Below are 25,156 nucleotides of genomic sequence, written 5' to 3' on the forward strand. Positions count from 1 at the left end.
AACCCCCACGATGATGCAGTCCCGCCGAATCGATCCCCTGCTGCGCCGTGCGCAGGAACACGAGGATTCCGTCGCCCGCGAGCTGGCCGAGCGCCAGAACACGCTGGCGCAGCACGAATCCCGGCTGGAGGAACTGCGCCAGTACGCCGAGGACTACGCCAACAGCCAGATGGCCGCCACCAGTCCGGCCCAGCTGGCCAACCGCCGCGCCTTCCTCGAGCGCATCGACCAGGCATTGAAGCAGCAGTTGCAGAACGTCGACCGCAGCCGCGCCAGCGTCGACATCGAACGCGACCGCCTGCTGCTCGCCAGCCGCGACAAGCAGGTGCTGGAGCAACTGGCCGCCAGCTACCGCGTGCAGGAAAAACTGATCGTCGACCGCCGCGACCAGCGCGAGATGGACGACGTGGGCGCCCGTCGCGCCCGCCTGGCCGCGACCACGCGAGAGAACGAGGACGCCTGATGCCGTCGCCGACGTCCGCGTTGAACTTGGCCGTGAAGGCGCCGTCCCCGTCATCGGCGCCGGCCCGTGATGCCGACACGAATGAGGCCTCCGCGAAGAAGCCGGCGTTCGACGACATGATGCGTCGCTCCGGCAAGCGCGACGACGCGGCGCGTGCACCGCACACGCGCAACGCGGAAGCGAAGGAACCCGTTCGGCAGCGTCCAGACAAGGCGATCGCAGGCAAGCAGGACGAGGCGACACGCGCACCTGCCGACGACGACAAGCCCGAAGACGCCACCGTCGCATCCGCGGTACCGCCGCTCCTGATGGAACTGCCTTCGCTCCAGGCAGCGCTGCCTGCGGATGCGATGGCCGCCGTGCCGACCGATCCGCTCGCCAATCCCCTGCTCGCCGGCGCACTACCCGCGGCGAACACGCCCATTTCTGCCGATAACCTGCTGGCCGGCGCTCGCGCCGCGGTCCCGGCCACATTGCCGGGTGCCATCACGACAGCCGACACCGGCCAGGCCGTCGCCACCGAGGCGACCGCGACACCGCCAGCCGCCACCACGACCGAGGCGAAGGCGCCCCTGCAGAACCTGCTGTCCTTCGCCACGCATCTGGCGACCGGCCAGATGGCAGCCGCCGTGCCGGACGCGATCAACCTGGGGCGCGACCTCGTCGATGCCTTCCGCAGCGAAGACGGCGACGCGCCCGCACCAACCGGCAACCTGCTGGCCGGCGTCGGCGCATCGAACCAGGCGCTGGGCCTGTCGCGCACCGAGACCGTCAATGCGATGGAAACGCCGAGCGCCGACCTGCAGGGTGGCCACTTCGACGAGGACATCGGCGACGCCGTGCGCTGGATGGCCGACCAGAAGATCGGCCACGCCCATATCAAGGTGACCCCGAACGACCTGGGCACGGTGGAAATCCGCCTGCGCCTGGAAGGCGACCGCGTCCACGCCGACTTCACCAGCGCGCAGGCCGAGGTTCGCCAGGCCCTGGAAAGCAGCCTGCCCCGCCTGCGCGACATGCTGGGCCAGCATGGCTTCCAGCTGGCCCATGCCGACGTGGGCCAGCAGCATGCGCCGCCGTCGCAGGGCGGCGGCGGTGCCCGCATCGGCGAAGGCAGTGGCGACGGTGCCGAAACCACGATCGAGACGCCCCGCACCGTCCGCATGACAGCGCGTGGTCTGGTGGACGCTTACGCCTGATGGGCCTGCTGTTCCTGTAGGAGCGACGTGAGTCGCGACCGTAGATTTTCGGCACCGCGGACGCCGCACCACGCGACCATCCCTGCGTGAATGATGTTTCCGGACCGCCATGACGTGCGGTCGCGACTCACGTCGCTCCTACAGGAGGCGCCCCCGTCAAAACCCCGACGGGACTCTGGCACCACCACGGCACACCGCTTGCATCACCCAGGCTGACCCCTCAGGAGATGCACCGCCGTGGCAGCCGACAAGAACGCAAGCAAGTCCAAGCCCGAGAAGGGCGACAAGCCCAAGGGTGGCAAGTCGCTGCTGACCATCGGACTGGTGGCCGTGATCGCGGCCGGCGCCGCCGGCGGCGGCGCCTGGTACTTCACCAGCCATGGCGCCAAGGAGGAGAACGCGGGCGAGCCCAAGGCCAAGAAGCCGGGCCAGGTGCCCGCGCCGGCCCAGTACTTCGCGCTGGAACCGCCTTTCGTCGTCAACCTCGTCGGCGAAGCCGGCGGTGCGCGCTACCTGCAGGTGGAAGTGCAGCTGATGACGCGCGATCCCGAAGCGCTGACCGCCATCCAGCTGCATGCGCCCGCCATCCGCGCGCGCCTGCTGATGCTGTTCGCGCAGCAGGACGCCACCAGCCTGATGTCGCGCGAAGGCAAGGAGCGTCTGCAGAGCGCCGCCCTCGGCGAAGTCAAGGCGCTGCTCGTCGCCGAGACCGGCAAGCCCGCCGCCGAGTCGCTCCTGTTCACCAGCTTCGTGATGCAGTGACGGAACCCCGCCGCCATGATGACCAGTGACCTGCTGTCGCAAGACGAGATCGACGCCCTGCTCAACGGCGTCGACACGGGTGCGATCGAGACCGAAGAGCCGCCGCACGATCCCAGCATCGCGCGGACCTACGATTTCGCCAGCCAGGACCGCATCGTGCGCGGCCGGCTGCCGACACTGGAGATGATCAACGAGCGCTTCGTGCGCACGTGGCGCATCGGCCTGTTCAACCTGCTGCGCCGCTCGGCCGAGCTGTCGGTGCGCGGCATCGAGACCGTCAAGTTCAGCGACTACCTGCATTCGCTCTACGTGCCCACCAACCTCAACCTGGTGAAGTTCAAGCCGCTGCGCGGCGTGGGCCTGATCGTGTTCGAACCGAAGCTGGTGTTCACCATGGTGGACAACTTCTTCGGCGGCGACGGTCGCTACCCGGCCAAGATCGAAGGCCGCGAGTTCACCGCCACCGAAATGCGGGTGATCCAACTGCTGCTGAAGCAGACCTTCGCCGACCTGATCGATGCGTGGGCGCCGGTGATGCCGGTCGACTTCGAGTACATCACCAGCGAGGTCAACCCGCACTTCGCCAACATCGTCAGCCCACGCGAGTACGTCGTGGTCAGCCGCTTCCATGTGGAACTGGACGGCGGCGGCGGCGACCTGCACGTCACCCTGCCCTACTCGATGCTGGAGCCGATCCGCGAACTGCTCGACGCCGGCATCCAGTCCGACCGCGTGCACGACGACGACAGCTTCCGCGTGACCATGCACGAACAGCTGCGCACCGCCGAAGTCACCGTCTCCAGCGTGCTGGCGGAGAAGCGCATCAACCTGCGCGAACTCACCCGCCTGAAAGTGGGCGACATCCTGCCCATCGACGTGCCCAAGTCCGTGCCGGTCTGCGTCGAGCAGGTGCCCGTCTTCACCGGCGAATTCGGCATTTCCAACGGACAGAACGCCGTGAAGATCACCGCCCACCATCCGCCCGGCGGCCGCCACCAGCAGACCGCGAACGCCCGCCCCACCCTCGCACCCGTCGCCTTCCAGGACGCCACGCCATGATTCCCGAGAACGAAGAAGCCCTCGCCACCGCCTTCGGCGACACCGAGCTTGCCGACAACGGCGCCCACGCCGGCCACGACGCGGACATGAGCCTGGACGTCATCCTCGACGTGCCGGTGACGCTGTCGCTGGAAGTCGGCCGCACCCGCATGCCCATCCGCAATCTGCTGCAGCTCAACCAGGGCTCGGTGGTGGAACTGGAGCGCGGCGCCGGCGAGCCGCTGGACGTGTTCGTCAACGGCACGCTGATCGCGCACGGCGAAGTCGTGGTGGTCAACGACCGCTTCGGCGTGCGCCTGACCGACGTGGTCAGCCCCAGCGAACGCATCCGCCGCCTGCGCTGAGCCGATCGCCATGCACGCCTTCGCCCTGCTCGCCACCGTCGCGGCGCCTGCCCAGAAGATCGGCCAGCACGCACCGTCCACGCCCGGCATCGGCGGCGCACTCGTCGGCCTGATCCTGGTGCTGGGCCTGATCCTCGGCCTGGCCTGGCTGCTGAAGCGCATGCCCGGCGCCGGCCTCGGCATCCGCCCCAGCGAACAGCTGCGCGTGGTGTCGATGCTGTCCGTCGGCGCCAAGGAGCGCGTGATGGTGATCGAAGTGGGCAAGGAACAGCTGCTGATCGGCGTGAGCGCCGGCGGCATCACCGCCCTGCACACCCTGCCCGAACCGCTGGTCGTCGCGCCCGCGCCGACGATGCCCAACTTCGCCGAACTGCTGGCCAAGCGCCTGCGCAAAGAGTCCTGAGATGCGTCGCTTCCTCCTTTCCCTGATCTGCCTGCTGTGGCTCGCCGCGCCGACGATGGCGTTCGCGCAGGCTGCCACGGCGCAGGCTGCCACGGCGCCCGCTGCCGCACCGGCCGCTGCGGCACCCGCCGCGCCTTCGGCACCGACCCTGCCATCGATGCCGAAGGTTAACGTCGGCCAGGTCGGCGACAACACCGTCAGCCTGCCGCTGCAGACCCTGCTGCTGATGACGGCGATCACGCTGATCCCGTCCGCGCTGCTGGCGATGACCGCGTTCACCCGCATCATCATCGTGCTCGGCCTGCTGCGGCAGGCGCTCGGCACCGGCCAGACGCCTTCCAACCAGGTGCTGGTGGGCCTGGCGCTGTTCCTCACCATGCTGGTGATGATGCCGGTCGGCGAGAAGGCCTGGGCGGAAGGCATGGCGCCGTATCTCAACGGCCAGATCGATTTCTCCACCGCCTGGACGCTGACCACAGGCCCACTGCGCGACTTCATGCTGGCGCAGGTGCGCGAGACCGACCTGATGACGTTCGCCGGCCTGGCCGGTCACGGCAGCTACACCGGCCCGGACGCGGTGCCATTCCCGATCGTCGTCGCGTCCTTCATCACCAGCGAACTGAAGACCGCGTTCGAGATCGGCTTCCTGATCTTCATCCCGTTCGTGATCATCGACCTGGTCGTGGCCAGCGTGCTGATGTCGATGGGCATGATGATGCTGTCGCCGATGCTGGTGTCCGCGCCGTTCAAGATCCTGCTGTTCGTGCTGGTGGACGGCTGGGTGCTGATCGTCGGTTCGCTGGCCGCCAGCTTCAACGCGGTATGACCGCGTTGAAGCCGGGAATCGGGAATGGGGAATCGGGAGTGGCCATTCGCATGACCCGCCTCCTTCCCCTCATGGCCCATCACCTTCGCGCTCTCCCATTCCCCTTTCCCTATTCCCTGTTCCCGGCCTTCCCATGAGCCCCGAAACCGCCCTCACCGAACTCCGCGGTGGCCTCGAGATCGCCCTCTGGGTCGGTGGTCCGCTGCTGCTCGTCGTCCTGGTCGTCGGTGTGGTCATCGGCGTGATCCAGGCAGCCACCCAGCTCAACGAGCCGACGATCGCCTTCGTCGCCAAGGCCATCGCGTTGACCGCCGCGTTGTTCGCCACCGGCAGCTACCTGCTCGGCGTGCTCGTGGAATACACGACGACGCTGTTCCAGCGATTGCCGCATTTGATCGGCTGACGGCGCGGACGCGACGCGATGGATGCCGCCACCCAGATGGTGATCGACGGCCAGCAGGCTTTCGGCATGATCAACGCGATCCTGTGGACGATGCTGCGCACCGGCGCACTGCTGATGGCGGCGCCGCTGATCGGCACGCGCGCCGTCTCGGTGCGCGTGCGCGTGATCATCGCCGGCGCGCTGGCGATGGCGCTGGCACCGCTGCTGCCGGGCACGCCGGACCGCATCGCCTTCGACGCCAGCACCGTGCTCAACGTGGCGCGCGAACTCGCGGTCGGCGCCAGCATGGGCTTCATGCTGCGGCTCGCCTTCGAAGCCGGGGCGATGGCGGGCGAACTGATCTCGCAGGGCACCGGTCTGGCATTCGCGCAGATGTCAGATCCGTTGCGCGGGGTGAACTCGGGCGTCGTCGGCCAGTGGTTCTACCTCGCCTTCGGCCTGCTGTTCTTCACCGCCAACGGCCACCTCGCGCTGGTGTCGCTGCTCGTGGACAGCTACCGATCGCTGCCGATCGGCACGGCGCTGCCCGACGTGCAGCAGGTGCTGGAGATCGCACCGATGCTGTTCACCCACATCCTGCGTGCCGCCGTCGGCCTGGCGCTGCCCGTCATGGTGGCGATGCTGGCGGTGAACCTCGCGTTCGGCGTGCTGGGTCGCGCCGCGCCAGCGCTGAATCCGATCCAGCTCGGCTTGCCCACGGCCCTGCTGCTGGGCCTGTTCCTGCTGGCGCTGCTGGCCGGCGAACTGGGGCCACCGGTGCAGCGCGTCTTCGACCTGTCGTTTGACGCAGCGCGGCAGATCACCGGCTGACGGAACGCGCGTCATCGACGTGAAAAGGTGTCGGAACGCACGTTTGACGGCGGGCCGATGGCTGGTTTCACATCTCATTTGCGTCGGCTGTTCCACAAAATGCACGAAGTTGTGCAGAATGGGGACGAGGGAGCTGCAACGTACGCAAGCGCATGGACTGGAAAGATCCAGCCCCAGACAGCAGCGCTCCCCCGCGAAACGGAGATTGCCTGTGAGCCACAGCCCCACCCACAAGCGACGCACCAGCCAGGAAACGCGGGAGGCCGTGCTCGCCGCCGCACGCCGGCTCTTCTTCACCAAGGGATTCGACCAGACCACGCTGATGGACCTGGGCGAGGAAACCGGGCTCAGCGCGCGCGGCGTCATCCTGCATTTCGAGACCAAGGCCGACATCATCGCCACGCTGCTGATCCGCGACTACACGGCGCGCAAGGCGCCGATGGTCGAGCGTCCGCAGGGATCGACGCATGCGCAGCGCATCCTCGACTTCTACTTCTGGATGGCCCGCGAAGACGCGGCCAACTTCATCGCCTTCCCCGCGCTCTGGAGCGTGTCGGCGCGCTGGTCGCCGGCGGTGGAAACCGAAATGAACACCGCACTGCGCCGCATGCGCGAACCGGTCCGCCTGGAGCTGAGCCGCGGCATGGGTGCGGGCGAGTTCCGCGGCCTGGACATCCAGCATGCCGACGAGATGATCTGGCAGAGCTACCAGCATGGCCTGCGTGCCGTGTCGGTGAACGGCGGCACGCCGGCGATGGCGGTGCCGCAGGTGTTCAAGACGCTGGAAGCGCTGTCGGCCTGAGGCGGCGCCCACCGGGCGCGCATGCACCCCCTGCGGACGGCCTCCTTCGGGAGGCCGTTTGCGTTGTCGACCACCGCCTTCGATGTCCTCGCACGATGAGGTCTTCCGACAAAGCGGACGAGGGGTTTGCGTCCACCGCGAACGCGCGACGGCATCGCGCGGAACGTGCACGCCGCACGCGCCGTGCTCGCGCCAAGCGTGATCTCCATCACCCCGGAGATCACGCGACGCCCTACACTGCGCGAGCCTTCGCGGCGCTGTTCCGTCCGTTTACCCGATCCCCTTGAACACGCCACCCTCCGACCCCGAGCGTCCGCAACCGGCCCTCTCGATGAAGCCGAAACGCCGCGACTTCCGCCTGGACATCATCGTCCTGCTGGGCGCCATCACGGCGGTGACGATCGCGTCGTTCGGCCTCTACCGCGGCTGGCAAGGTCAATGGGCGATGGCGGTGTTCGACCTGGGCGTCGTGCTCGCGGTGGCCTCGCCGGTCGCTTACGCCTGGCGGACCGGCGATGCCCGCGCCGGCAACGTGCTGGCGGTACTCAATACCGGCGCTTCGTTCGGCGCCTGCGTGATGCTGGGCCACACCGCACTCGGTTGGACCTATCTGGTGCTGCTCACCAACTTCTTCATCGCCCATCGCTGGACGGCAGTGATCTGCAACCTGCTGCTGATCGTCGCCATGCAATTGCTGCCGGGGTTCTTCCACGACGGCGTGCATGCGCTGTCGATGGCGGTCAGCGCGGTGCTGGTGACGGTGTTCTCGCTGATCTTCGCCGCCCGCACGCAGGACGACCGCGTGCAGCTGGAACGGCTGGCGGCCATGGATGCGCTGACCGGCGTGCCCAACCGTCGCAGCATGGAGCGCGCACTGAGCGAAGCCGTGGACCGGTTCCAGCGCGACGAGTGCTGTTTCGGGCTGGTGGTGCTGGACCTGGACCACTTCAAGGACGTCAACGACCAGTACGGCCATGCGGCGGGCGATGCCGCCATCGCCGACCTGGCCTCGATCCTGCGGTTCGAGATGCGCCGCAACGACCAGGTGTTCCGCTTCGGCGGCGAAGAGTTCGTGGCGCTGCTGGAACTGGACAGCCGCGACGCACTCGAGTCCGCCACCGAACGCATCCGCAAGTCGGTAAGGGGCTCCCTGCGCGGACCGGGCGGCCGCATCACCATCTCGCTGGGCGCGGCGCTGCTGCGCGAACAGGAAAAGACCTGGCACGACTGGTTCTCGCGCGCGGACGCCGCGCTGTACCGCGCGAAGATGGCCGGCCGCGACAGCTACGTCATCGCGGACGACCTGTTCTAGGCCCACGGGGCGTCGCCTCCATCTCCCGCCGTAGCGCCTCCGTCGTCCCGGCGAAAGCCGGGATCCATCTGCTCCTGATCCGGACACCTCGGCAGTCACGGGCAATGGATTCCAGCGTTCGCTGGAATGACGGGACCAGGCGATGTCGACCTCCGCCGTCGTCCCAGCGAAAGCTGGGACCCATTCGCTCCTGATCCGGACACATCGGTAGCCACGCGCAATGGATTCCAGCATCCGCTGGAATGACGGAACTCAGGCGATGTCGATCTCCGCCGTCGTCCCAGCGAAAGCTGGGACCCATTCGCTCTCGATCCCGAAACATCGTTAGCCACCCGCAATGGATTCCAGCTTTCGCTGGAATGACGGAACCCACGCGATGTCGACCTCCGCCGTCGTCCCAGCGAAAGCTGGGACCCATCTGCTCTTGATCCCGAAACATCGGTAGCCACCCGCAATGGATTCCAGCGTTCGCTGGAATGACGGTATCGGGGTCATCCGCCGATAGAACGGACGTCCGTCGAAGACCCGCTTCTTGCCCACCACCACCGGTACAACATCGGCAGCACCACCAGCGTCAGCAACGTCGACGACACGATGCCGCCGATCACCACTGTCGCCAGCGGTCGCTGCACCTCCGAGCCCGCACCCACGTTGAATGCCATCGGCAGGAAGCCGAGCGAGGCGACCAGTGCAGTCATCAGTACCGGGCGCAACCTACCGAGTGCGCCCTCGACGACCGCGTCGTCCAGGCGCATGCCCTGTTCGCGCAGTTTGCGGATGAAGGCGATCATCACCAGGCCATTGAGTACCGCCACGCCCGACAGCGCGATGAAGCCGACGCCGGCGGAGATCGACAGCGGAATGCCGCGCAGCGCCAAGGCGACCACGCCGCCCGTCAACGCCAGCGGTACGCCGGTGAAGACGATGGTTGCGTCCTTCGCCGATCCGAATGCCCAGAACAGCAGCGCGAAGATCAGCACCAGCGTCGCCGGTACGACGACGGCGAGACGCTGGCTGGCGGAGATCAGCTGCTCGAACGTGCCGCCGTAGTCGATCCAGTATCCGGCGGGAAGCGTCACTTCCCTCGCGATGCGATCCCGCAGATCGTCCACGAAGCCGCCCAGGTCGCGGCCACGCACGTTCGCCGTCACCACCACGCGGCGTTTGCCGTTCTCGCGGTTGACCTGGTTGGGGCCGAGCGTGGTCTCGATCTTCGCCACCTCGCGCAACGGCACCGTGCCCGGCGTTCCGGAACGCCAGCTGGCCGAGCGCGTCGACTCGTCCTCGTTGCCGGCGCCGCCCAGAGGAATCGGGAGGTCGTGCAGCGCGGCGGGATCCTGCCGCATCGCTTCCGGCAGGCGCACGACGATGTCGAAACGGCGATCACCTTCGAACAGCTGCCCCGCCACCTCGCCACCCACCGCCGTCGCCACGGTGTCCTGCACGTCGCCCGGATTCAGGCCGTAACGGATCAGCGCCTGGCGATCCGGCGTGATGGTCAGCAACGGCAATCCGGTGGCCTGCTCCATGCGCACGTCCGCCGCACCGTCGACGGACTTGGCCACGGCTTCGATGCGCTCGCCCACCTCCACCAGCGTGTCGAGATCGTCCCCGTAGAGTTTGATCGCCACGTCCGCACGCACGCCGGAAATCAGCTCGTTCATGCGCATCTGGATGGGCTGGGTGAACTCGTAGTTGTTGCCGGGGATCTCGGCGACCGCTTTCTCGATCTCGGCCACCAGTGTCGCCTTCGGCTTGCGCGGGTCCGGCCGTTCGCTGCGCGGTTTCAGCATGACGAAGGTGTCGGCCACCGACGGCGGCATTGGATCGGTCGCCACTTCCGCCGTACCGAGTTTGCCGAATACGCGGTGCACTTCCGGGAACTGCTTGATCCGTGCCTCCAGCGTGGACTGCATGCGCACGGCCTGGTCCAGACTGGTGCCGGGAATGCGCATGGCGTGCATCGCGATATCGCCCTCGTCCAGGCTGGGGACGAATTCCGTGCCAAGCCGTGTCGCCAGCAAGCCGCACAGCACGACCAGCGCGAACGCGCCGCCGGCCACGACGAGCCGCGCACGCAACGCCCATGCCAGCACCGGCGCATAGGCGCGACGGGCCCAGACCATCACGCGCGTTTCCTTCTCCTGCACGCGGCCTCGCAGGAACAGCGCGATGGCGGCCGGCACGAAGGTGAGCGACAGCAGCATCGCGCCGGTCAGCGCCAGCACCACGGTGATCGCCATGGGATGGAACATCTTTCCCTCCACGCCGGTGAGCGCGAAGATCGGCAGGTACACGGCGGTGATGATGCCCAGGCCGAACAGGCTGGGCCGGATGACCTCCGCCGTCGCGGACGCCGTCGCATCCAGCCGTTCCTCGTCCGTCAGCAAGCGTCCGAGCCGATGCTGCAGTTCGCCGAAGCGGCGCAGGCAGTTCTCGATGATGATCACCGCACCGTCGACGATCAGGCCGAAGTCCAGTGCACCCAGGCTCATCAGGTTGCCCGACACGCCGCCGCGGACCATGCCGGTGAGCGTGAACAGCATCGACAACGGAATCACCGCGGCCGTGATCAGTGCCGCACGGATGTTGCCCAGCAGCAGGAACAGCACCACGATCACCAGGATCGCGCCTTCGACCAGGTTCTTGGCCACGGTGCGGATGGTGCGGTCGACCAGCGACGTGCGGTCGTACATCGGCTCGGCGCGCACACCGGATGGCAGGCTGCGGTTGGCCTCGGCGAGTCTTGCGGCGACCGCCTGCGATACCTCGCGGCTGTTGGCGCCGATCAGCATGAAGGTGGTGCCCAGCACGACTTCCTTGCCGTCCAGCGTCGCCGCGCCGGTGCGCAGTTCCGGTCCTTCGCCGACCTGCGCGACATCGCGCACGCGGATCGGCACGCCGTCGCGGCGGTCCAGCACGATGTCGCGGATGCCGTCGAGATCGGCGACCTGCCCGGGTGCACGCACGAGGAACTGCTGGCCATTGCGCTCGATGTAGCCCGCGCCGACGTTCTGGTTGTTGCGCGACACCGCCTGCACCACGTCGTGCAGGGTGAAGCCGAGCGCCACCAGCCGTGCCGGATCGGGCGTGATGTGGATCTGCCGTGCGAACCCACCGATGGTATTGACCTCGGTCACACCCGGCACGTTGCGCAGCTGCGGTCGTACCACCCAGTCCTGCAGCGTGCGCAGGTCGGTGGCGGTGTACGGCGTGCCGTCCTCCTTGCGCGCCTTCTCCTCCGCTTCCACCGTGTACATGAAGATCTCGCCCATGCCGGTGGCGATGGGACCCATCTCCGGCTCCAGGCCGGCGGGCAGTTGCGACTTCACCTGCTGGATGCGTTCGCCGACCTGCTGGCGGGCGAAGTAGACGTCGGTGCCGTCCTTGAACACCACCGTCACCTGCGACAGGCCGTAGCGCGAGATCGAACGCGTGTAGTCGAGGCCCGGCAGGCCGGCGAGCGCGGTCTCCAGGGTGAAGGTCACGCGCTGTTCTGCTTCCAGCGGCGAGTAGCCGGGCGCCTCGGTGTTGACCTGCACCTGCACGTTGGTGATGTCGGGGGTGACGTCGATCGGCAGCTTGCCGAAGCTCCACACGCCCACCGCGACCAGTAGCAGCGTCAAGGCCAGCATCAGCCAGCGGTGCGTGATGGCGAACCGCAGGATGCGCTCGAGCAGGCCGTTCGGTTGCAGGGTGCCTTGCTCAATGATCATGCGAAGCCCCCGATTTCTCGATGTCCGCCTTCACCAGATAGCTCTGCTCCACCACGACCTGGTCGCCCGCCTTCAGCCCGGACAGCACTTCGACCTGCTGCGCATCGCGCTTGCCCAGTTCGACCGGACGGATCTCGTAGGTATCGCCGACGCGCACGAACACCACGTCCCAATCGCGGAACGTCTGCAAGGAGGCGAGCGGCACGACCATTGCCGCCGGCTGCTGTTCGACGGTGATGCGCGCCTTCACCGCGGAACCGGGGCGCCACAGACCATCTGCGTTCTCCAGCGTCGCCCGCGCCACCGTGCTCTGGCTGGCAGTGGCGGTGCCCGGCAGCACGCGCTCCAGCGTGGTCTGCGCGGTCGCGCCATCGCTCAGGCGCGTCACCGTCACCGGTACGCCCGGCACGATGTGCTGCGCGTCGGAGCCGAAGATGTGCAGATCGACCCACAGCGAGGACAGGTCGGCGACTTCGAACAGCGTGGCGCCCTCGCCCGCCACGCTGCCGACGCTGGCGTTGCGCGCGAGCACCACGCCGCTGATCGGCGAGGTGACGGAGTACGTGGTCAGGCTGAGGTTGCTTTCGACCGTCGCCAGCGTCTGGCCAGCCTGTACGCGGTCTCCGACGTTGACGGCGAGACGGCGGATCGGGCCCGGGAAGCGCGCGGCGACATTGGCCACGCGCCCTTCGACCGGCGTCAGCAGGCCCTGCACCTCGTGCTCGTCGGCGATCGTGCCGGCCCGCACCGGCGCGACGCGGATGCCTGAGTCTTCCGCGATTTTCGCGCCGATGGTGGTGCGGCCTTCATAGCTGTCGTAGGCCCAGCGCAGCGATTTTCCTTCCACCTTCGCAAGCACTTCGACATCGAAGGAATGCGGCTCGCCGACCACGCTTTTCGCCAGCAAGCTGCCATCGGGCTGTGGCTGCAGTACGTGGTTCTCGCGCACGTTGCCGAGGCGGACCACGCGGACCTCCACGCTGCCCGCCGTCGCCGGCAGCGGTTTGCCGTCGCGGTACAGCCAGGCCTGGTACGCGGGCGGCGTGCCGGACTCGGCGATGGCCAGTTCGACGCGATAGCCGTCCTGTTCCAGCAGGCGGCCGCCGTGTTCGCCGCGTACCGCTTCTTCTTCGCCGTGGCCGGCTTCGCTGCCGTGGTCGTCGGCGTGGTCGTCCTTGCCACCGCAGGCGGCCAGCATCAGCGAAAGCGCCAGCGCGCTCATCAGGGGACGCAATGTCATGGAATCATTCCTTCTTCTTGGGCGGCAGGCGCAGCGACGAACGCCTGCCCCGTGAGCCGCTGGAGTTCGATCAGGGCCGCCTGCGCATCGAGCGCGGCGTCCAGTTGCAGGCGACGCGTCGCCGTGGTCTCGGATTGCAGCTGGGCCCATTCCAGGTAGCTGATGGCGCCGCCGCGGTAGGCGCGCTCGGCGGCCTGCTCCGCGCGCAACAGGCGCGGCAGCACATCGTCGCGCGTGCGCTGGACCTCGAGCTGGGCGACGCGGTAGCGGCCGTGCGCATCGGTCAGCGTGGAGTACAGCGCGATATCGCGGGATTCGCGCTCGATCTCCAAAGCTGCCAGGTCCGCTTCGGCCGCGCGGATGTCGGGTGCGGCGCGACGGGCACCGCCCAGTGCCAGCGACACACCACCGACCAGGGTGGTGTCCCCGCTGTCCTGCATCCGACGGACGCCGACCTGCCAGTCGAGATCGGGCGTGGACGCGCTCCGTGCCAGCCGGACCCGCGCTTCCCGGATGCGGCGCTCGTCGGCGAACTGGGCCAGTTCGGGCGTGCCTTCGAGCAACGATGCCAGCACCTCCACGTTGTCGATCACCGGCAATGCCAGCGGATCGCCGACGACTACCTCGAAGCGCGGTGCACGCTCGCCCCACAGCGCGGCCAGATGCTGGCGCGCGGCGGCGTGCTGCTGGTCGGCACGCACCAGGGCCAGTTCGGCCCGCGCCAATGCCGCCTGCGCGGTCAGCACGACCGACTCCGGTGATGCACCGGCCTGCAGACGCTGACGGGCGCCGGCGACGGTACGCCGCCGCTGCGCGATGTCCTGCTCGGCGATGCGCTGCTGCGCCCGTGCGCCGGCGACGGCGAGGTAGCGGCGGGCGACATCGGCCAGCAGGTCCAGGCGCTGCGTCTCGCGCTGCATGGCCAAGGCATCGATGCGCGATTGCGCCAGCGCGCGGCGCGCATCGAGCTTGCCGCCACGTTCGAGCACACCGGCGAGCGTCAGCGTGACTTCGGCCTGGCGGACGCCGCTGGCGTCGCCGGTGCCCAGCACGTTCTCGATGTCCAGTCCGGCGCGCAGCGCGGGACGCAGCATCGCGACCTCGCGTTCGGCCAGCAGGATTCCGGTGCGCGCGCCGAACAGGCGCAGATCGGGATGGACGCGGGCGACGCGCGCGATGGCATCGTCCAGCGTCAGGGTTTCAGGGGGAACAGCAGGCGATGGCGCCTGTGCGTGCACGCACGGCGCGATCGCGAAGGCGGCCACTGCCGCCAGTCGCAACCACATGGGAAGTCTCCGGAATCGGTGATGGAACGCCGGCGCGACGCGAAGTCAGGCCGGCCGCGGCATCACGCGGAGATCGGAGGACGCAGCAGCGAAGCGCGGGGGGCGTAGGCCACCGGCACCGTCGCCATGACGGGGGCCGCGATGGGCAGGATCAACGCCGGCACGCGCATGGGCGCCGGCATGATGGCCGTCAGGTGGCCGCAGCAATGGCTGGCATGCATCAAGGCATGCAGCAGGTCGCCCGGATCCGCCTCGTCGTGATCGTGCTCATGACCGGCCGCATTGCCTTCGTGCTCGCCCACCACATGCAGATGGGCGGCGCCGTTGCCCAGCTCGTGCAGGTCTCCCAGCGAGGCGAACACCGGGTTGGCCAGCACCGCCAGCAACAGCACCGCCAGCGCAGGCAGGCGCAGCAGCAAGCAACGGCGGTGGCGAAGCAGACGGAACATCGGGCGACATCGTAGCCGCGCCTTGCTGCGTTAGACAATTCCACGCCGTTTTCCCGTCCCGGACTGGAACGGGTCTTGCAGCGAGGCAACCGACCCCGTCGGAACCACGCCATGTCTGAGCAGGACGAAAGCGGCGAACGCACTGAATTACCCACCGAAAAACGGCTTCGCGAAGCCCGTGAACAGGGCAACATCCCGCGTTCGCGCGAGCTGGCGACGGCGGCGGTGTTCGGTGCGGGCGTGCTGGCGATCATCGCCATGGGGCCGGGGCTGGCGCGCAACGCGCTGGGCTGGATGAAGGTCGCCCTCACCCCGGACCCGCTGCTGATGCGCCAGCCGGACCAGCTGTTCGGCTACGTCGGCCTGATGATGCTGAAGCTGCTGGCCGCCATCGCCCCGGTCGCCGCGATCTGCGTGGTGGCGGGCCTGGCCGCGCCGGTGGCGATGAGCGGCCTGCGGTTCTCGCAGAAATCGCTGATGCCCGATTTCAAGCGGCTCAATCCCGCCTCCGGCCTCAAGCGCCTGTACGGCCCCGAGGGCCTGGCCGAACTGCTGAAATCCCTGCTACGCGTGGCCCTGATCGGCGGCGCGGCGACCATCTGCCTGAAGCTGGGCCTGAACCCCCTGCGTGAGCTGCTGACCATGCCGCTGGAACAGGCGGTGCGCAGCGGTCTGTCATTCACAAGCACCCTTCTGCTGGCGACCACCGGTGGGCTGATCCTGCTGGCCGCCATCGATGCCCCGTACCAGAAGTGGAACTGGCTGCGGAAGCTCAAGATGACCCGCGAAGAGCTGCGCAAGGAGATGAAGGAGAGCGAGGGCAGCCCCGAGGTGAAGGGCCGCATCCGCCAGATGCAGCACCAGATGTCGCAGCGCCGGATGATGGAGGACGTACCCACCGCCGACGTGATCGTGGTCAACCCGACCCACTACGCGGTGGCGCTGAAGTACCAGGCCGGCCAGATGGGCGCCCCCACCGTCGTCGCCAAGGGCGTGGACGAACTGGCCATGCGCATCCGCGAGGTCGCCGACGCCCATCGCATCGCCATCGTGTCGGCGCCGCCTTTGGCACGCGCCTTGTATCGCGAAGGTCAGCTTGGCCGGGAAATCCCCGTGAGAATGTACGCCGCCGTCGCCCAGATCCTCTCCTACGTCTATCAACTGCGTGCCTGGCGCGTGGGCGAAGCCCCCCTGCCCGACCTGCCCGCCGTCGACATCGACGAGCACGGAGGCAAGGCATGAGCGCACAACCGGCCGGCGGCCTGCGCTGGATGGAGATGTTGAAGAATGGCCTCGGCGCGCCGCTGGTCGTGCTGGCGCTGCTGGCCATGATCGTGGTGCCGCTGGCGGCGCCGGTGCTCGACGCGCTCTTCAGCTTCAACATCGCCATTTCGCTGGTGGTGCTGCTGGCGGTGATCTACGTGAAGCGGCCGCTGGACTTCACCATCTTCCCGATCATCCTGCTGATGACCACGATGCTGCGCCTGGCGCTGAACGTGGCGTCCACGCGCGTGATCCTGCTCAACGGCCAGAACGGCCACGACGCCGCCGGCAAGGTCATCGCCGCGTTCGGCGAGTTCGTGGTGGGCGGCAACTACGCGGTCGGCATCGTGGTGTTCGCCATCCTGACCATCATCAACTTCGTGGTCATCACCAAGGGCGCGGGCCGCATCGCCGAAGTGTCGGCGCGTTTCATCCTGGACGCGATGCCCGGCAAGCAGATGGCCATCGACGCCGACCTCAACGCCGGCATCCTGACCCGCGAGGAAGCCAAGGCCCGCCGCGAGGAAGTCCGCGCGGAAGCCGACTTCTACGGTTCCATGGACGGTGCCAACAAGTTCATCCGCGGCGACGCCATCGCCGGCATCCTGATCCTGTTCATCAACCTGCTGGGCGGGTTCGCCGTGGGCATGTTCCAGCACGGCATGCCGGCGGCAGAAGCCGCCTCGACCTATACGCTGCTGTCCATCGGCGACGGCCTGGTCGCCCAGCTGCCCGCCCTGCTGGTGTCGTCGGCCGTGGCCATGCTGGTCACCCGCGCCTCGCGCTCGGAAGACATGGGCCAGGCCGTGATGGGCCAGGCCTTCGGCCAGCACAAGGCGCTGGCGGTGGCCGCCGGCGTGCTGGGCCTGGTCGGGCTGGTGCCCGGCATGCCCAACGTCGCCTTTTTGACGCTGGCCGCCGGCATCGGCTACCTGGCCTGGAAGATGTGGAAGCGCACCCAGGAAGGACCCGAGGCCGCAACCGGCGACGTGCCCGCGCTGGCCGGACCGGGCGCCGCGCCCGACCGCAATGCCGAACTGACCTGGGACGAGCTGCGTCCGGTCGATCCGCTGGGCTTGGAGGTCGGCTACCGGCTGATTCCGCTGGTCGACAAGAACCAGGGCGGCGAGCTGATGTCGCGCATCAAGGCGGTGCGCCGCAAGCTGACCCAGGACCTGGGCTTCCTGGTGCCGCCGGTGCATATCCGCGACAACCTGGAACTGCCGTCGAACGGTTACCGCCTGCTGGTGCACGGCGTGCCGGTGGCGTCGGCGGAAATCCATCCCGACCGCGAGCTGGCGCTCGACCCGGGCGGAGCCTTCGGCACCATCGACGGCATCCCCGGCAAGGATCCCGCCTTCGGGCTGGATGCGGTGTGGATCCAGTCGCACCAGAAGGCCACCGCCGAGTCGCTGGGCTACACCGTGGTCGATCCGGCCACGGTGATGGCCACCCACCTCTCTCACCTGGTGCGCGAACACGCACCGGAACTGCTCGGCCACGAGGAAGTGCAGCAGTTGCTGGCCCAGCTGGGCCGCAGCGCGCCGAAGCTGGTCGAGGACCTCACTCCGAAGGCGCTGCCGCTGGCCACCGTGGTGCGCGTGCTGCAGAACCTGCTGATCGAGCGCGTGCCGATCCGCCAGCTGCGCCGCATCGCCGAGTCGCTGGTGGAGTTCGCCCCGCAGAACACCGACCCCGCCGCGCTCACCGCCGCCGTGCGCACCTCGCTGGGCCGTTTCATCGTGCAGGAGATCTCCGGGATGGCGCCGGAACTGCCCGTCTATACCTTGGCGCCGAATCTGGAACGCGTCTTGCAGGACAGCACCCAGGGAACCGGCGCGGCGCTGGAACCGGGACTGGCGGAACGCCTGCACCAGAGCCTCGCCGACGTGGTGACCAAGCAGGAAGCCCGCAGCGAGCCTGCGGTGGTGCTGGTACCGGGAACGGTCCGCGCCGCCCTCGCCCGCCTGGTCCGCCACAGCGTCCCCTCGCTGTCGGTGCTGGCCTACAGCGAGGTTCCCGAGGACAAGCGGTTGAAGCTGGTCGGCACGATCAGCTGAGGCCGGGAATGGGGAATAGGGAGTGGGGAATCGAAGGCGATGACCCACCCGGAGGAGGACCGATGAGAACGAACAAATCTGGCGAAGCGCACCGACGAAAGCTCTGCTCCACCCCTATTCCCCATTCCCTATTCCCTACTCCCGGCAGCCAGCCATGAAAATCAAACGCTTCGTCGCCCCCGACATGCGCACCGCCTTCGCGATGGTGCGGCAGGAACATGGTCCGGACGCGGTGATCCTGTCCAACCGGGTCACCGAGGACGGCGTCGAGATCGTCGCCGCCAGCAACTACGACGAAGCGCTGGTGCAGCGCACGCTGGACGCGATGCGCCCGGCCGCGCCGGCCGCACCGCTGCATCCGTTGCTCGACCCGACGCCACAGGCACCGGCCGCCAACGCGCCGACCCTGTCGCCGGCCGAGGCCGCCGCCAGTTACTTCTCCCGTCGCCAGCCGGCCGCGCCGACCGCGCCCCGTGCCGAGCCGACGAAGCCCGCCCCCATCGCCGCCGCACCCGCCCCGATCGCGCCGCCGCGCGCACCGGTGATCGCGGCACCGGCACCGGCCGCCGAGATTCCGGCACCGGTCGTGCGCGACATCGCGCCGCTGCTGATCGAACCCGAATCCTTCGCCGCCAAGCTGGCCGCCTGCCTGCCGGCCGCGCCCGCCAACGAACCGGTCGCGACCCCGCGCCGCCCGGCCGCGCCGCGCGGCGAGATCGACGACACGCTCGATCTCGATGCGCTGCTGCCGTCGATCGCACCGCCGCTCTCGCTGCCCGAACCCGAGCCCGCACCCGTTGCAGCGCTGCACGCCACGCGCGTCACGGCCGCCGCCCCCACGCCGGCGCCCGCTGCCGTCACCGTGCCGACGCTGACGGTCGTCACCGACAACGCCGCCGATGCGCGCGAGAGCGACGAGCAACTGGTGCAGATGCGCGGCGAGCTGTCCGCCATGCGCGAGATGATCGAGCGCGAGATGCACCGCCTCACCGACGAGCGCCTGCGCGGCTCGCCGGTGCGCATGCAGGCGATGGAACTGATGGAGGATTACGGCTTCGACGCCGGCATCACCCGCGACATCGCCCTGCAGATCCCCGCCGACACCGAACTGCACCGCGGCCGCGGCCTGATGCTGGGCCTGCTGTCGAAGAAGCTGCCGGTGCTCGACACCGACCTGCTGGAGACCGGCGGCGTCATCGCCCTGGTCGGCCCGACGGGCGCCGGCAAGACCACCACCATCGCCAAGCTGGCGGCCTGCTTCGCGCAGCGCCACAACGCCCGCGATGTGGCGCTGGTCACCACCGACACCGTACGCGTCGGTGGCCGCGAACAGCTGCACGGCTACGGCCGCCAGCTCGGCATCGCGGTGCACGAGGCCGACAGCGCGCAGACCCTGGCGCTGGTGCTGGAACGCCTGCGCGACTACAAGCTGGTGCTGATCGACACCGCTGGCCTCGGTCAGCGCGACCGCAACCTGGTCGGCCAGCTCAACTGGCTGCGCGCGTCGGGCCAGGTCAAGACGCTGCTGTGCCTGCCGGCCAATTCGCACTTCTCCGACCTGGACGAAGTGGTCCGCCGCTTCAGCACCGTGCAGCCGCAAGGCGTGGTGCTGACCAAGCTGGACGAGACCGGTCGCCTGGGCAGCGCACTGAGCGTGGTCGTCGACCACCAGTTGCCGATGACCTGGGTGACCGATGGTCAGCGCGTCCCCGACGACCTCCACCGCGCCAACAGCGCCCACCTCGTGCTGCGGCTGGACCAGCTGCGCCGCGAAGCCGACGAACCCTGCTCCACCGAGGCCACCCATGTCGCCTGATCACCCGCTGCAGACCAACCCCCGCAGCACCCCGCCGTTGCCCGGCGCGTTCCATCCCGTGCGCGTCGTCGCCGTCACCGGCGGCAAGGGCGGCGTGGGCAAGACCAACGTGTCGGTCAACCTCGCCGTGTCGCTGGCCGAAATGGGCAAGCGCACGCTGCTGATGGACGCCGACCTCGGCCTGGCCAACGTGGACGTACTGCTCGGCCTGTCGCCGAAGTTCACGCTGGCCGACCTGATCGCCGGCCGTTGCGGCCTGGAGGACGTGCTGCTGGAAGGCCCCGAGGGCGTGCTGGTGGTGCCGGCTTCGTCGGGCTTCCGCCACATGGCCGAACTGACGCCGGCCGAGCATGTCGGCCTGGTCAACGTGTTCTCCGAACTGCAACGCGCGCTCGATTTCATGGTGGTGGACACCGCCGCCGGCATCAGCGACAGCGTGCTGACCTTCTGCCAGGCCGCGCAGGACACCGTGGTGGTGGTCTGCGACGAGCCGGCCTCGATCACCGACGCCTACGCCCTGATCAAGGTGCTGGCGCGCGAGCGCGGCCTGGACCGCGTGCACGTCATCGCCAACATGGTCCGCGACCCCAACGAGGGCCGGAAGCTGTACGAGAAGCTCGCCCGCGTCTGCGAACGCTTCCTCGGCGATGTCGCCCTGCATTACCTGGGTGCGGTGCCGCAGGACGACTGGCTGCGCCGCGCCGTGCAGCGCCAGCAGCCCGTCGTGAAGGCCTACCCTGGCAGCCCGTCCGCCCGCGCCATCACCGACATCGCGCGCACCACCGCGCGCTGGCAACCGCCGGTGGGTGCGCGCGGCAACGTGGAGTTCTTCGTCGAACGCCTGATCCAGCGCGGGGTGGCCGCATGAACACCGCCGCCGCCCAGTACCGCGCCGTGCAACGCGCCAGCGCGAACGACTTCGTCACCCAGCACGCCGACCTCGTGCGCCGCATCGCCCACCACCTGGCGGCGCGCCTGCCGGCCAGCGTAGAAATCGACGACCTGGTGCAGGCCGGCATGATCGGCCTGCTGGAAGCCTCGCGCAGCTACGACGCCGAACAGGGCGCGTCGTTCGAGACCTATGCGTCGATCCGCATCCGCGGCTCGATGATCGACGAGATCCGCCGTGGCGACTGGGTGCCGCGCTCGGTGCACCGTCGCGCGCGCCAGGCCGCCGCCACCGTGCGCGAGATCGAACAACGCACCGGCCGCGCCGCCATCGCCACCGAGGTCGCCAGCGCGATGGAGATGCCGCTGCCCGAATACCTGCGCCTGATGGAAGACGCCGCGCGCGGCCAGGTGCTGAGCCTGGAATCGCACATCGACGACCACGGCGAACCGAACACCTCGCGTACCGGCGGCCCCTCGCCGCAGCAGAACCTCGAACGCAGCGAGTTCCGCCAGCAGCTGGTCAAGTGCATCGGCCAGCTGCCGGAGCGCGAGCAACTGGTGCTGTCGATGTACTACGAGCAGGAACTCAACCTGAAGGAGATCGGTGCGGTGCTCGGCGTCAGCGAATCGCGCGTGTGCCAGATCCACGGCCAGTCGATGGTGCGCCTGCGCGGTCGCCTGCAGGTGTTCGAGAAGGCCGACGCCGGCCTGGAAGACGATGAGTGAAGAGGCGGGGAATGGGGAATTGGGAATGGGGAACGGAGCCCTGCGTCGTCTGCAGGTCAGCGTTGCTCCGGACGCGACAACACCGCCCACCTTCCCATTCCCTATTCCCGATTCCCCGCTCCCTAAACCTTTCCCGCCCCCGGCCGATATCCCCACCAGTCCCACCGTCCACGCAACACCGGAGCCTCCGTGACCAACAAGAACATGCGCATCCTGATCGTGGACGACTTCTCCACCATGCGCCGCATCATCAAGAACCTGCTCAACGACCTCGGCTACACCAACACCGCCGAGGCCGACGACGGCACCACCGCGCTGACCGCGCTGGGCCAGGGCAGTTTCGATTTCGTGGTCACCGACTGGAACATGCCGGGAATGACCGGCATCGAACTGCTCAAGGCGATCCGCGCCGATGACCGCTTCAAGACGTTGCCGGTGCTGATGGTGACCGCCGAGGCCAAGCGCGAACAGATCATCGAGGCCGCGCAGAACGGCGTGAACGGCTACATCATCAAGCCGTTCACCGCGCAGACGCTGGAAGAGAAGCTGGGCAAGATCTTCGAACGCCTGGGAGCGGCCGCCTGATGAACGCCGTCGCCGACGCCACCAGTGCCCGCGCGGCGTTGGTGGAGAAACTTCAGAGCGCGCTCGACGCGCTGGAACACGGCGACGAAGCCGGCTGGCGCCGCGAACTGGATGCCATCGCCGCCTGGCGCACGCAGCCGATGATGCAGGGCCTGGGCCGCCTGGCCCGTGAGCTGGCGCAGACGCTGGGCGAACTGCCGCCGCCGGAAGCCGGCGAACTCGACGATGCCTGCGCGCGCCTGGACCATGTGGTCGAGATGACCGAGCAGGCCAGCCACAAGACCCTCGACCTGGCCGAACAGTGCCGTGGCTATGCCACCGAGCTGAAAGGCACCGCGCTGTCGGCCGAACAGGCCGCGCTGGTGGACCGCATCGGCAAGGGGCTGTCCGAGATGGCGCTGGCGCAGAGTTACCAGGACCTGACCGGCCAGATCATCCGCCGCGTCGCCGGCATCGTGCGCCGCGTGCACGAGGGTTTCGGCGCGCTCGGCCTGCCGCCGCCGGAAAAAAACCGCGACAAGCCTTCAGAACTCGCCGGCCCGGCCGTTGCTGGTCTTGACCGCAACGCGTTCTCGCAGGACGACGCCGACGACCTGCTGTCCGGCCTGGGGTTGTAGCCCCGGGGGACGCGCGCTGCGGAACCGGAGACCTGCCATGCCCGCCGCCCGTCGTTCCCGCCACCCCGTCGTCCTGCTGTTCGTGGGATTGCTGCTGGTCTGCGATGTCGTGGTCGCGCGCTTCCTGCGCCGCCGCCACGGAAACGCGATGCCCCTGCTCGATTCCTCCCGCTGATCGTCCGCACCGGTAAACGCCCCGCCCATGTCCGCCGTCACGCCCGAAATCGCCGCCGACTTCCTGATCGAAGCACAGGAGATCCTCGACCGGCTGGGCGAACAGCTGGTGACGCTGGAACACGACCCGTCCGACAGCGGCCAGCTCAATGCGGTGTTCCGCGGCTTCCACACGCTGAAGGGCGGCGCCGGCTTCCTCGGCATCCAGGCCATGGTCAACCTCTGCCATGCCGCCGAGGAAACACTGGGGCTCGTGCGCGCGGGCCAGGCGACGCTGGAAGCGCAACACTTCGACGCCGCCCAGCAATCGCTGGACTGGCTGCAGCAGATGCTGGACGCCGTCGGCGCCGGCGAAGAACCGCCGCACGCGCCGCAAGCGCTGATCGAGCAGTTCGACGTGCACGGCAGCGCACCCGCACCGGCGCCGAAACCCGCGGCGGCAGCGGCAGCCGCACCGGCACCGCAGGCCGGCGGCGACCTGATCGGCGACGACGAGTTCGAGGCCCTGCTCGACCAGTTGCATGGCGGCGGCGCACCGACCAGCGTCGTGCCATCCGCACCCGTCGCGGCCGTCCCGGCGCCGGCGAAACCCGCGACGCCCAAGCCGGCGACCAAAGCCGGCGGCGAAGCCGAACAGACCATCCGCGTGGACACCAAGCGGCTGGATGCCATCGTCAATCTCGTGGGCGAACTGGTGCTGTCGCGCAACCGCCTGAAGACCCTGCGCGCGCGCATCCGCGACGAGGAACTCGACCGCGCCGTCAGCAGCCTGGACATCGCCACCGCACGCCTGCAGACCGCGGTCATGCGCACGCGCATGCAGCCGGTCGGCAAGGTGTTCTCGCGCTTTCCCAAGGTCGCACGCGACGTCGCCCGCCAGTTGCAGAAGGAAGTCGACCTGGAACTGGTCGGCGCCGACACCGAACTCGACCGCAACCTGGTGGAGGCGCTGGCCGATCCGCTGGTGCACCTGGTGCGCAACGCCATCGACCACGGCATCGAAGTGCCCTCGCTGCGCGAGGCCTGCGGCAAGCCGCGACAGGGCCACGTGCGCCTGTCGGCCCAGCAGGAAGGCGACTTCGTCACCATCGAGATCCGCGACGACGGCGCCGGCATCGACCCCGAACGCCTGCGCGCGAAGGCGCTGGAGAAGGGGCTGATCGACCCGGAGGCCGCCGCCCGCCTGACCCACGACGAATGCCTGCAACTGGTCTTCATGGCCGGCTTCTCGACCAAGGCCGTGGTCACCGACATCTCCGGCCGCGGCGTCGGCATGGACGTGGTGCAATCGCGCATCCGCGAACTCAGCGGCCAGATCACCATCCATTCCGACGTGGGTCGCGGCAGCCGCTTCGTCATCCGCGTGCCGTTGACGCTGGCCATCCTGCCCACGCTGCTGGTGCAGGCCGGCGAGCCGGTCTACGCCCTGCCGTTGGCGCGCGTGATGGAAGTGCTGCATGCGCCGTCCGAAAGCCTGCGCTGGTTCGACGGCCAGGCCGTACTCGACCGCCAGAGCCACACGCTGCCGCTGGTGGACCTGCGCCAATGGTTGCGCGTGGACCCGGTGATGGCGCCGCTGCTCACCATCGTGGTGCTGCAGATGGGCGAACAGCGCTTCGGCCTGATCGTCGACCAGGTGCGCGGGCGCGAGGAAGTCGTCATCAAGCCCCTGCCGCGCGCCGTGCGCGGCCTGCCCGGCTACGCCGGCGCAACTCTGATCGGCGACGGCCGCATGGCGCTGATCCTCGATGTAGACGGGCTGCGCGCGACGGCGTGACGCGATGGCGGGCTGTGGGACCCGGGCTGTTGTGGGAGCGACGTAAGTCGCGATAGCCGCGAGACGGAATGGAACCGGGTCTCGATGCCGGAAGGAAAGAGCTCGCGACTTACGTCGCTCCCACAGCAGAGATCCTGGTGTGATGCGGGTCGCGAGTCGCGTCGCCTCACACC

At 68.6% G+C, this 25,156-nt stretch carries 24 protein-coding genes; 20 read left to right on the forward strand and 4 right to left on the reverse strand.

Features of this window, described 5'->3' with window-relative positions:
* Nucleotides 1-10 precede the first annotated feature (10 nt).
* The 11 genes from fliJ (at nt 11) to ACGHX3_RS10975 (ending at nt 8,383) form a co-directional block, all read left to right on the forward strand.
* Entirely contained in the window at nt 11-463 is a 453-nt protein-coding gene (gene fliJ / locus ACGHX3_RS10925) for a flagellar export protein FliJ (protein WP_162338478.1), read from the forward strand.
* On the forward strand, nt 463-1,662 hold the full coding sequence (locus tag ACGHX3_RS10930) for a flagellar hook-length control protein FliK (protein WP_394694972.1): 1,200 nt from the start codon (nt 463-465) through the stop codon (nt 1,660-1,662). Before fliJ ends, ACGHX3_RS10930 begins: the two co-directional genes overlap by 1 nt.
* Nucleotides 1,663-1,899: 237 nt before the next feature.
* A complete protein-coding gene (locus ACGHX3_RS10935) occupies nt 1,900-2,424 on the forward strand; it encodes a flagellar basal body-associated FliL family protein (protein WP_162338476.1) in 525 nt (174 codons plus the stop codon).
* A gap of 15 nt (nt 2,425-2,439) precedes the next feature.
* Entirely contained in the window at nt 2,440-3,483 is a 1,044-nt protein-coding gene (fliM, locus tag ACGHX3_RS10940) for a flagellar motor switch protein FliM (RefSeq protein ID WP_162338475.1), read from the forward strand.
* Complete coding sequence (gene fliN / locus ACGHX3_RS10945) at nt 3,480-3,827, forward strand: flagellar motor switch protein FliN (RefSeq protein WP_162338474.1); 348 nt, start codon at nt 3,480-3,482, stop codon at nt 3,825-3,827. The genes fliM and fliN overlap by 4 nt, the downstream gene beginning before the upstream one ends.
* 10 nt (nt 3,828-3,837) lie before the next feature.
* Nucleotides 3,838-4,230 carry a flagellar biosynthetic protein FliO gene (fliO, locus tag ACGHX3_RS10950; RefSeq protein WP_394694973.1) on the forward strand — a complete coding sequence of 131 codons (393 nt, stop codon included), beginning with the start codon at nt 3,838-3,840 and terminating at the stop codon, nt 4,228-4,230.
* A 55-nt stretch (nt 4,231-4,285) separates the two neighbouring features.
* Nucleotides 4,286-5,056 (forward strand): flagellar type III secretion system pore protein FliP, encoded by a 771-nt coding sequence (gene fliP, locus ACGHX3_RS10955; protein WP_394697274.1) that lies wholly within the window; start codon nt 4,286-4,288, stop codon nt 5,054-5,056.
* A 133-nt stretch (nt 5,057-5,189) separates the two neighbouring features.
* Nucleotides 5,190-5,459, forward strand: coding sequence for a flagellar biosynthetic protein FliQ (locus ACGHX3_RS10960; protein WP_162338471.1), 270 nt, complete (start codon nt 5,190-5,192; stop codon nt 5,457-5,459).
* A gap of 18 nt (nt 5,460-5,477) precedes the next feature.
* A complete protein-coding gene (gene fliR, locus ACGHX3_RS10965; RefSeq protein ID WP_162338470.1) occupies nt 5,478-6,269 on the forward strand; it encodes a flagellar biosynthetic protein FliR in 792 nt (263 codons plus the stop codon).
* Between the two features lie 211 nt (nt 6,270-6,480).
* The gene (locus ACGHX3_RS10970; RefSeq protein WP_162338469.1) at nt 6,481-7,071 is read left to right on the forward strand and encodes a TetR/AcrR family transcriptional regulator; all 591 of its coding nucleotides are present in this window, start codon (nt 6,481-6,483) and stop codon (nt 7,069-7,071) included.
* A 331-nt stretch (nt 7,072-7,402) separates the two neighbouring features.
* Nucleotides 7,403-8,383, forward strand: a complete 981-nt coding sequence (locus ACGHX3_RS10975; protein WP_394694974.1) for a diguanylate cyclase — start codon at nt 7,403-7,405, stop codon at nt 8,381-8,383.
* Between the two features lie 491 nt (nt 8,384-8,874).
* On the opposite strand, the gene ACGHX3_RS10980 is transcribed toward ACGHX3_RS10975, so the two are convergent.
* From ACGHX3_RS10980 to ACGHX3_RS10995, 4 genes are all read right to left on the reverse strand, one after another.
* Nucleotides 8,875-12,063 (reverse strand): efflux RND transporter permease subunit, encoded by a 3,189-nt coding sequence (locus tag ACGHX3_RS10980; RefSeq protein ID WP_394697275.1) that lies wholly within the window; start codon nt 12,061-12,063, stop codon nt 8,875-8,877.
* Between the two features lie 25 nt (nt 12,064-12,088).
* The gene (locus tag ACGHX3_RS10985; protein WP_162338467.1) at nt 12,089-13,339 is read right to left on the reverse strand and encodes an efflux RND transporter periplasmic adaptor subunit; all 1,251 of its coding nucleotides are present in this window, start codon (nt 13,337-13,339) and stop codon (nt 12,089-12,091) included.
* The gene (locus ACGHX3_RS10990; protein ID WP_394694975.1) at nt 13,336-14,625 is read right to left on the reverse strand and encodes a TolC family protein; all 1,290 of its coding nucleotides are present in this window, start codon (nt 14,623-14,625) and stop codon (nt 13,336-13,338) included. Before ACGHX3_RS10990 ends, ACGHX3_RS10985 begins: the two co-directional genes overlap by 4 nt.
* A gap of 62 nt (nt 14,626-14,687) precedes the next feature.
* Nucleotides 14,688-15,074, reverse strand: a complete 387-nt coding sequence (locus ACGHX3_RS10995) for a DUF2946 family protein (RefSeq protein ID WP_313928673.1) — start codon at nt 15,072-15,074, stop codon at nt 14,688-14,690.
* Between the two features lie 111 nt (nt 15,075-15,185).
* Between ACGHX3_RS10995 and flhB the strand changes: the two genes are divergently transcribed.
* From flhB to ACGHX3_RS11040, 9 genes are all read left to right on the forward strand, one after another.
* Nucleotides 15,186-16,316 (forward strand): flagellar biosynthesis protein FlhB, encoded by a 1,131-nt coding sequence (gene flhB, locus ACGHX3_RS11000; protein WP_162338464.1) that lies wholly within the window; start codon nt 15,186-15,188, stop codon nt 16,314-16,316.
* A complete protein-coding gene (gene flhA / locus ACGHX3_RS11005; protein WP_162338463.1) occupies nt 16,313-18,397 on the forward strand; it encodes a flagellar biosynthesis protein FlhA in 2,085 nt (694 codons plus the stop codon). Before flhB ends, flhA begins: the two co-directional genes overlap by 4 nt.
* Before the next feature lie 154 nt (nt 18,398-18,551).
* Complete coding sequence (gene flhF, locus ACGHX3_RS11010) at nt 18,552-20,213, forward strand: flagellar biosynthesis protein FlhF (RefSeq protein WP_394694976.1); 1,662 nt, start codon at nt 18,552-18,554, stop codon at nt 20,211-20,213.
* A complete protein-coding gene (locus ACGHX3_RS11015; protein WP_162338461.1) occupies nt 20,203-21,081 on the forward strand; it encodes a MinD/ParA family protein in 879 nt (292 codons plus the stop codon). Before flhF ends, ACGHX3_RS11015 begins: the two co-directional genes overlap by 11 nt.
* Nucleotides 21,078-21,830 (forward strand): RNA polymerase sigma factor FliA, encoded by a 753-nt coding sequence (locus ACGHX3_RS11020; RefSeq protein WP_394694977.1) that lies wholly within the window; start codon nt 21,078-21,080, stop codon nt 21,828-21,830. The genes ACGHX3_RS11015 and ACGHX3_RS11020 overlap by 4 nt, the downstream gene beginning before the upstream one ends.
* 204 nt (nt 21,831-22,034) lie before the next feature.
* Nucleotides 22,035-22,415, forward strand: a complete 381-nt coding sequence (locus tag ACGHX3_RS11025) for a chemotaxis response regulator CheY (protein ID WP_162338496.1) — start codon at nt 22,035-22,037, stop codon at nt 22,413-22,415.
* Nucleotides 22,415-23,032: a protein phosphatase CheZ gene (locus ACGHX3_RS11030; RefSeq protein ID WP_162338459.1), complete on the forward strand. Its 618-nt coding sequence runs from the start codon at nt 22,415-22,417 to the stop codon at nt 23,030-23,032. Before ACGHX3_RS11025 ends, ACGHX3_RS11030 begins: the two co-directional genes overlap by 1 nt.
* A gap of 37 nt (nt 23,033-23,069) precedes the next feature.
* Entirely contained in the window at nt 23,070-23,207 is a 138-nt protein-coding gene (locus ACGHX3_RS11035) for a hypothetical protein (protein WP_162338458.1), read from the forward strand.
* 27 nt (nt 23,208-23,234) lie between these two features.
* Nucleotides 23,235-24,983 carry a chemotaxis protein CheA gene (locus ACGHX3_RS11040; RefSeq protein ID WP_394694978.1) on the forward strand — a complete coding sequence of 583 codons (1,749 nt, stop codon included), beginning with the start codon at nt 23,235-23,237 and terminating at the stop codon, nt 24,981-24,983.
* The last annotated feature ends 173 nt before the right edge of the window (nt 24,984-25,156 follow it).

The sequence above is a fragment of the Pseudoxanthomonas japonensis genome, from assembly GCF_043632995.1.
In the GTDB taxonomy this organism is placed as follows: domain Bacteria; phylum Pseudomonadota; class Gammaproteobacteria; order Xanthomonadales; family Xanthomonadaceae; genus Pseudoxanthomonas_A; species Pseudoxanthomonas_A japonensis.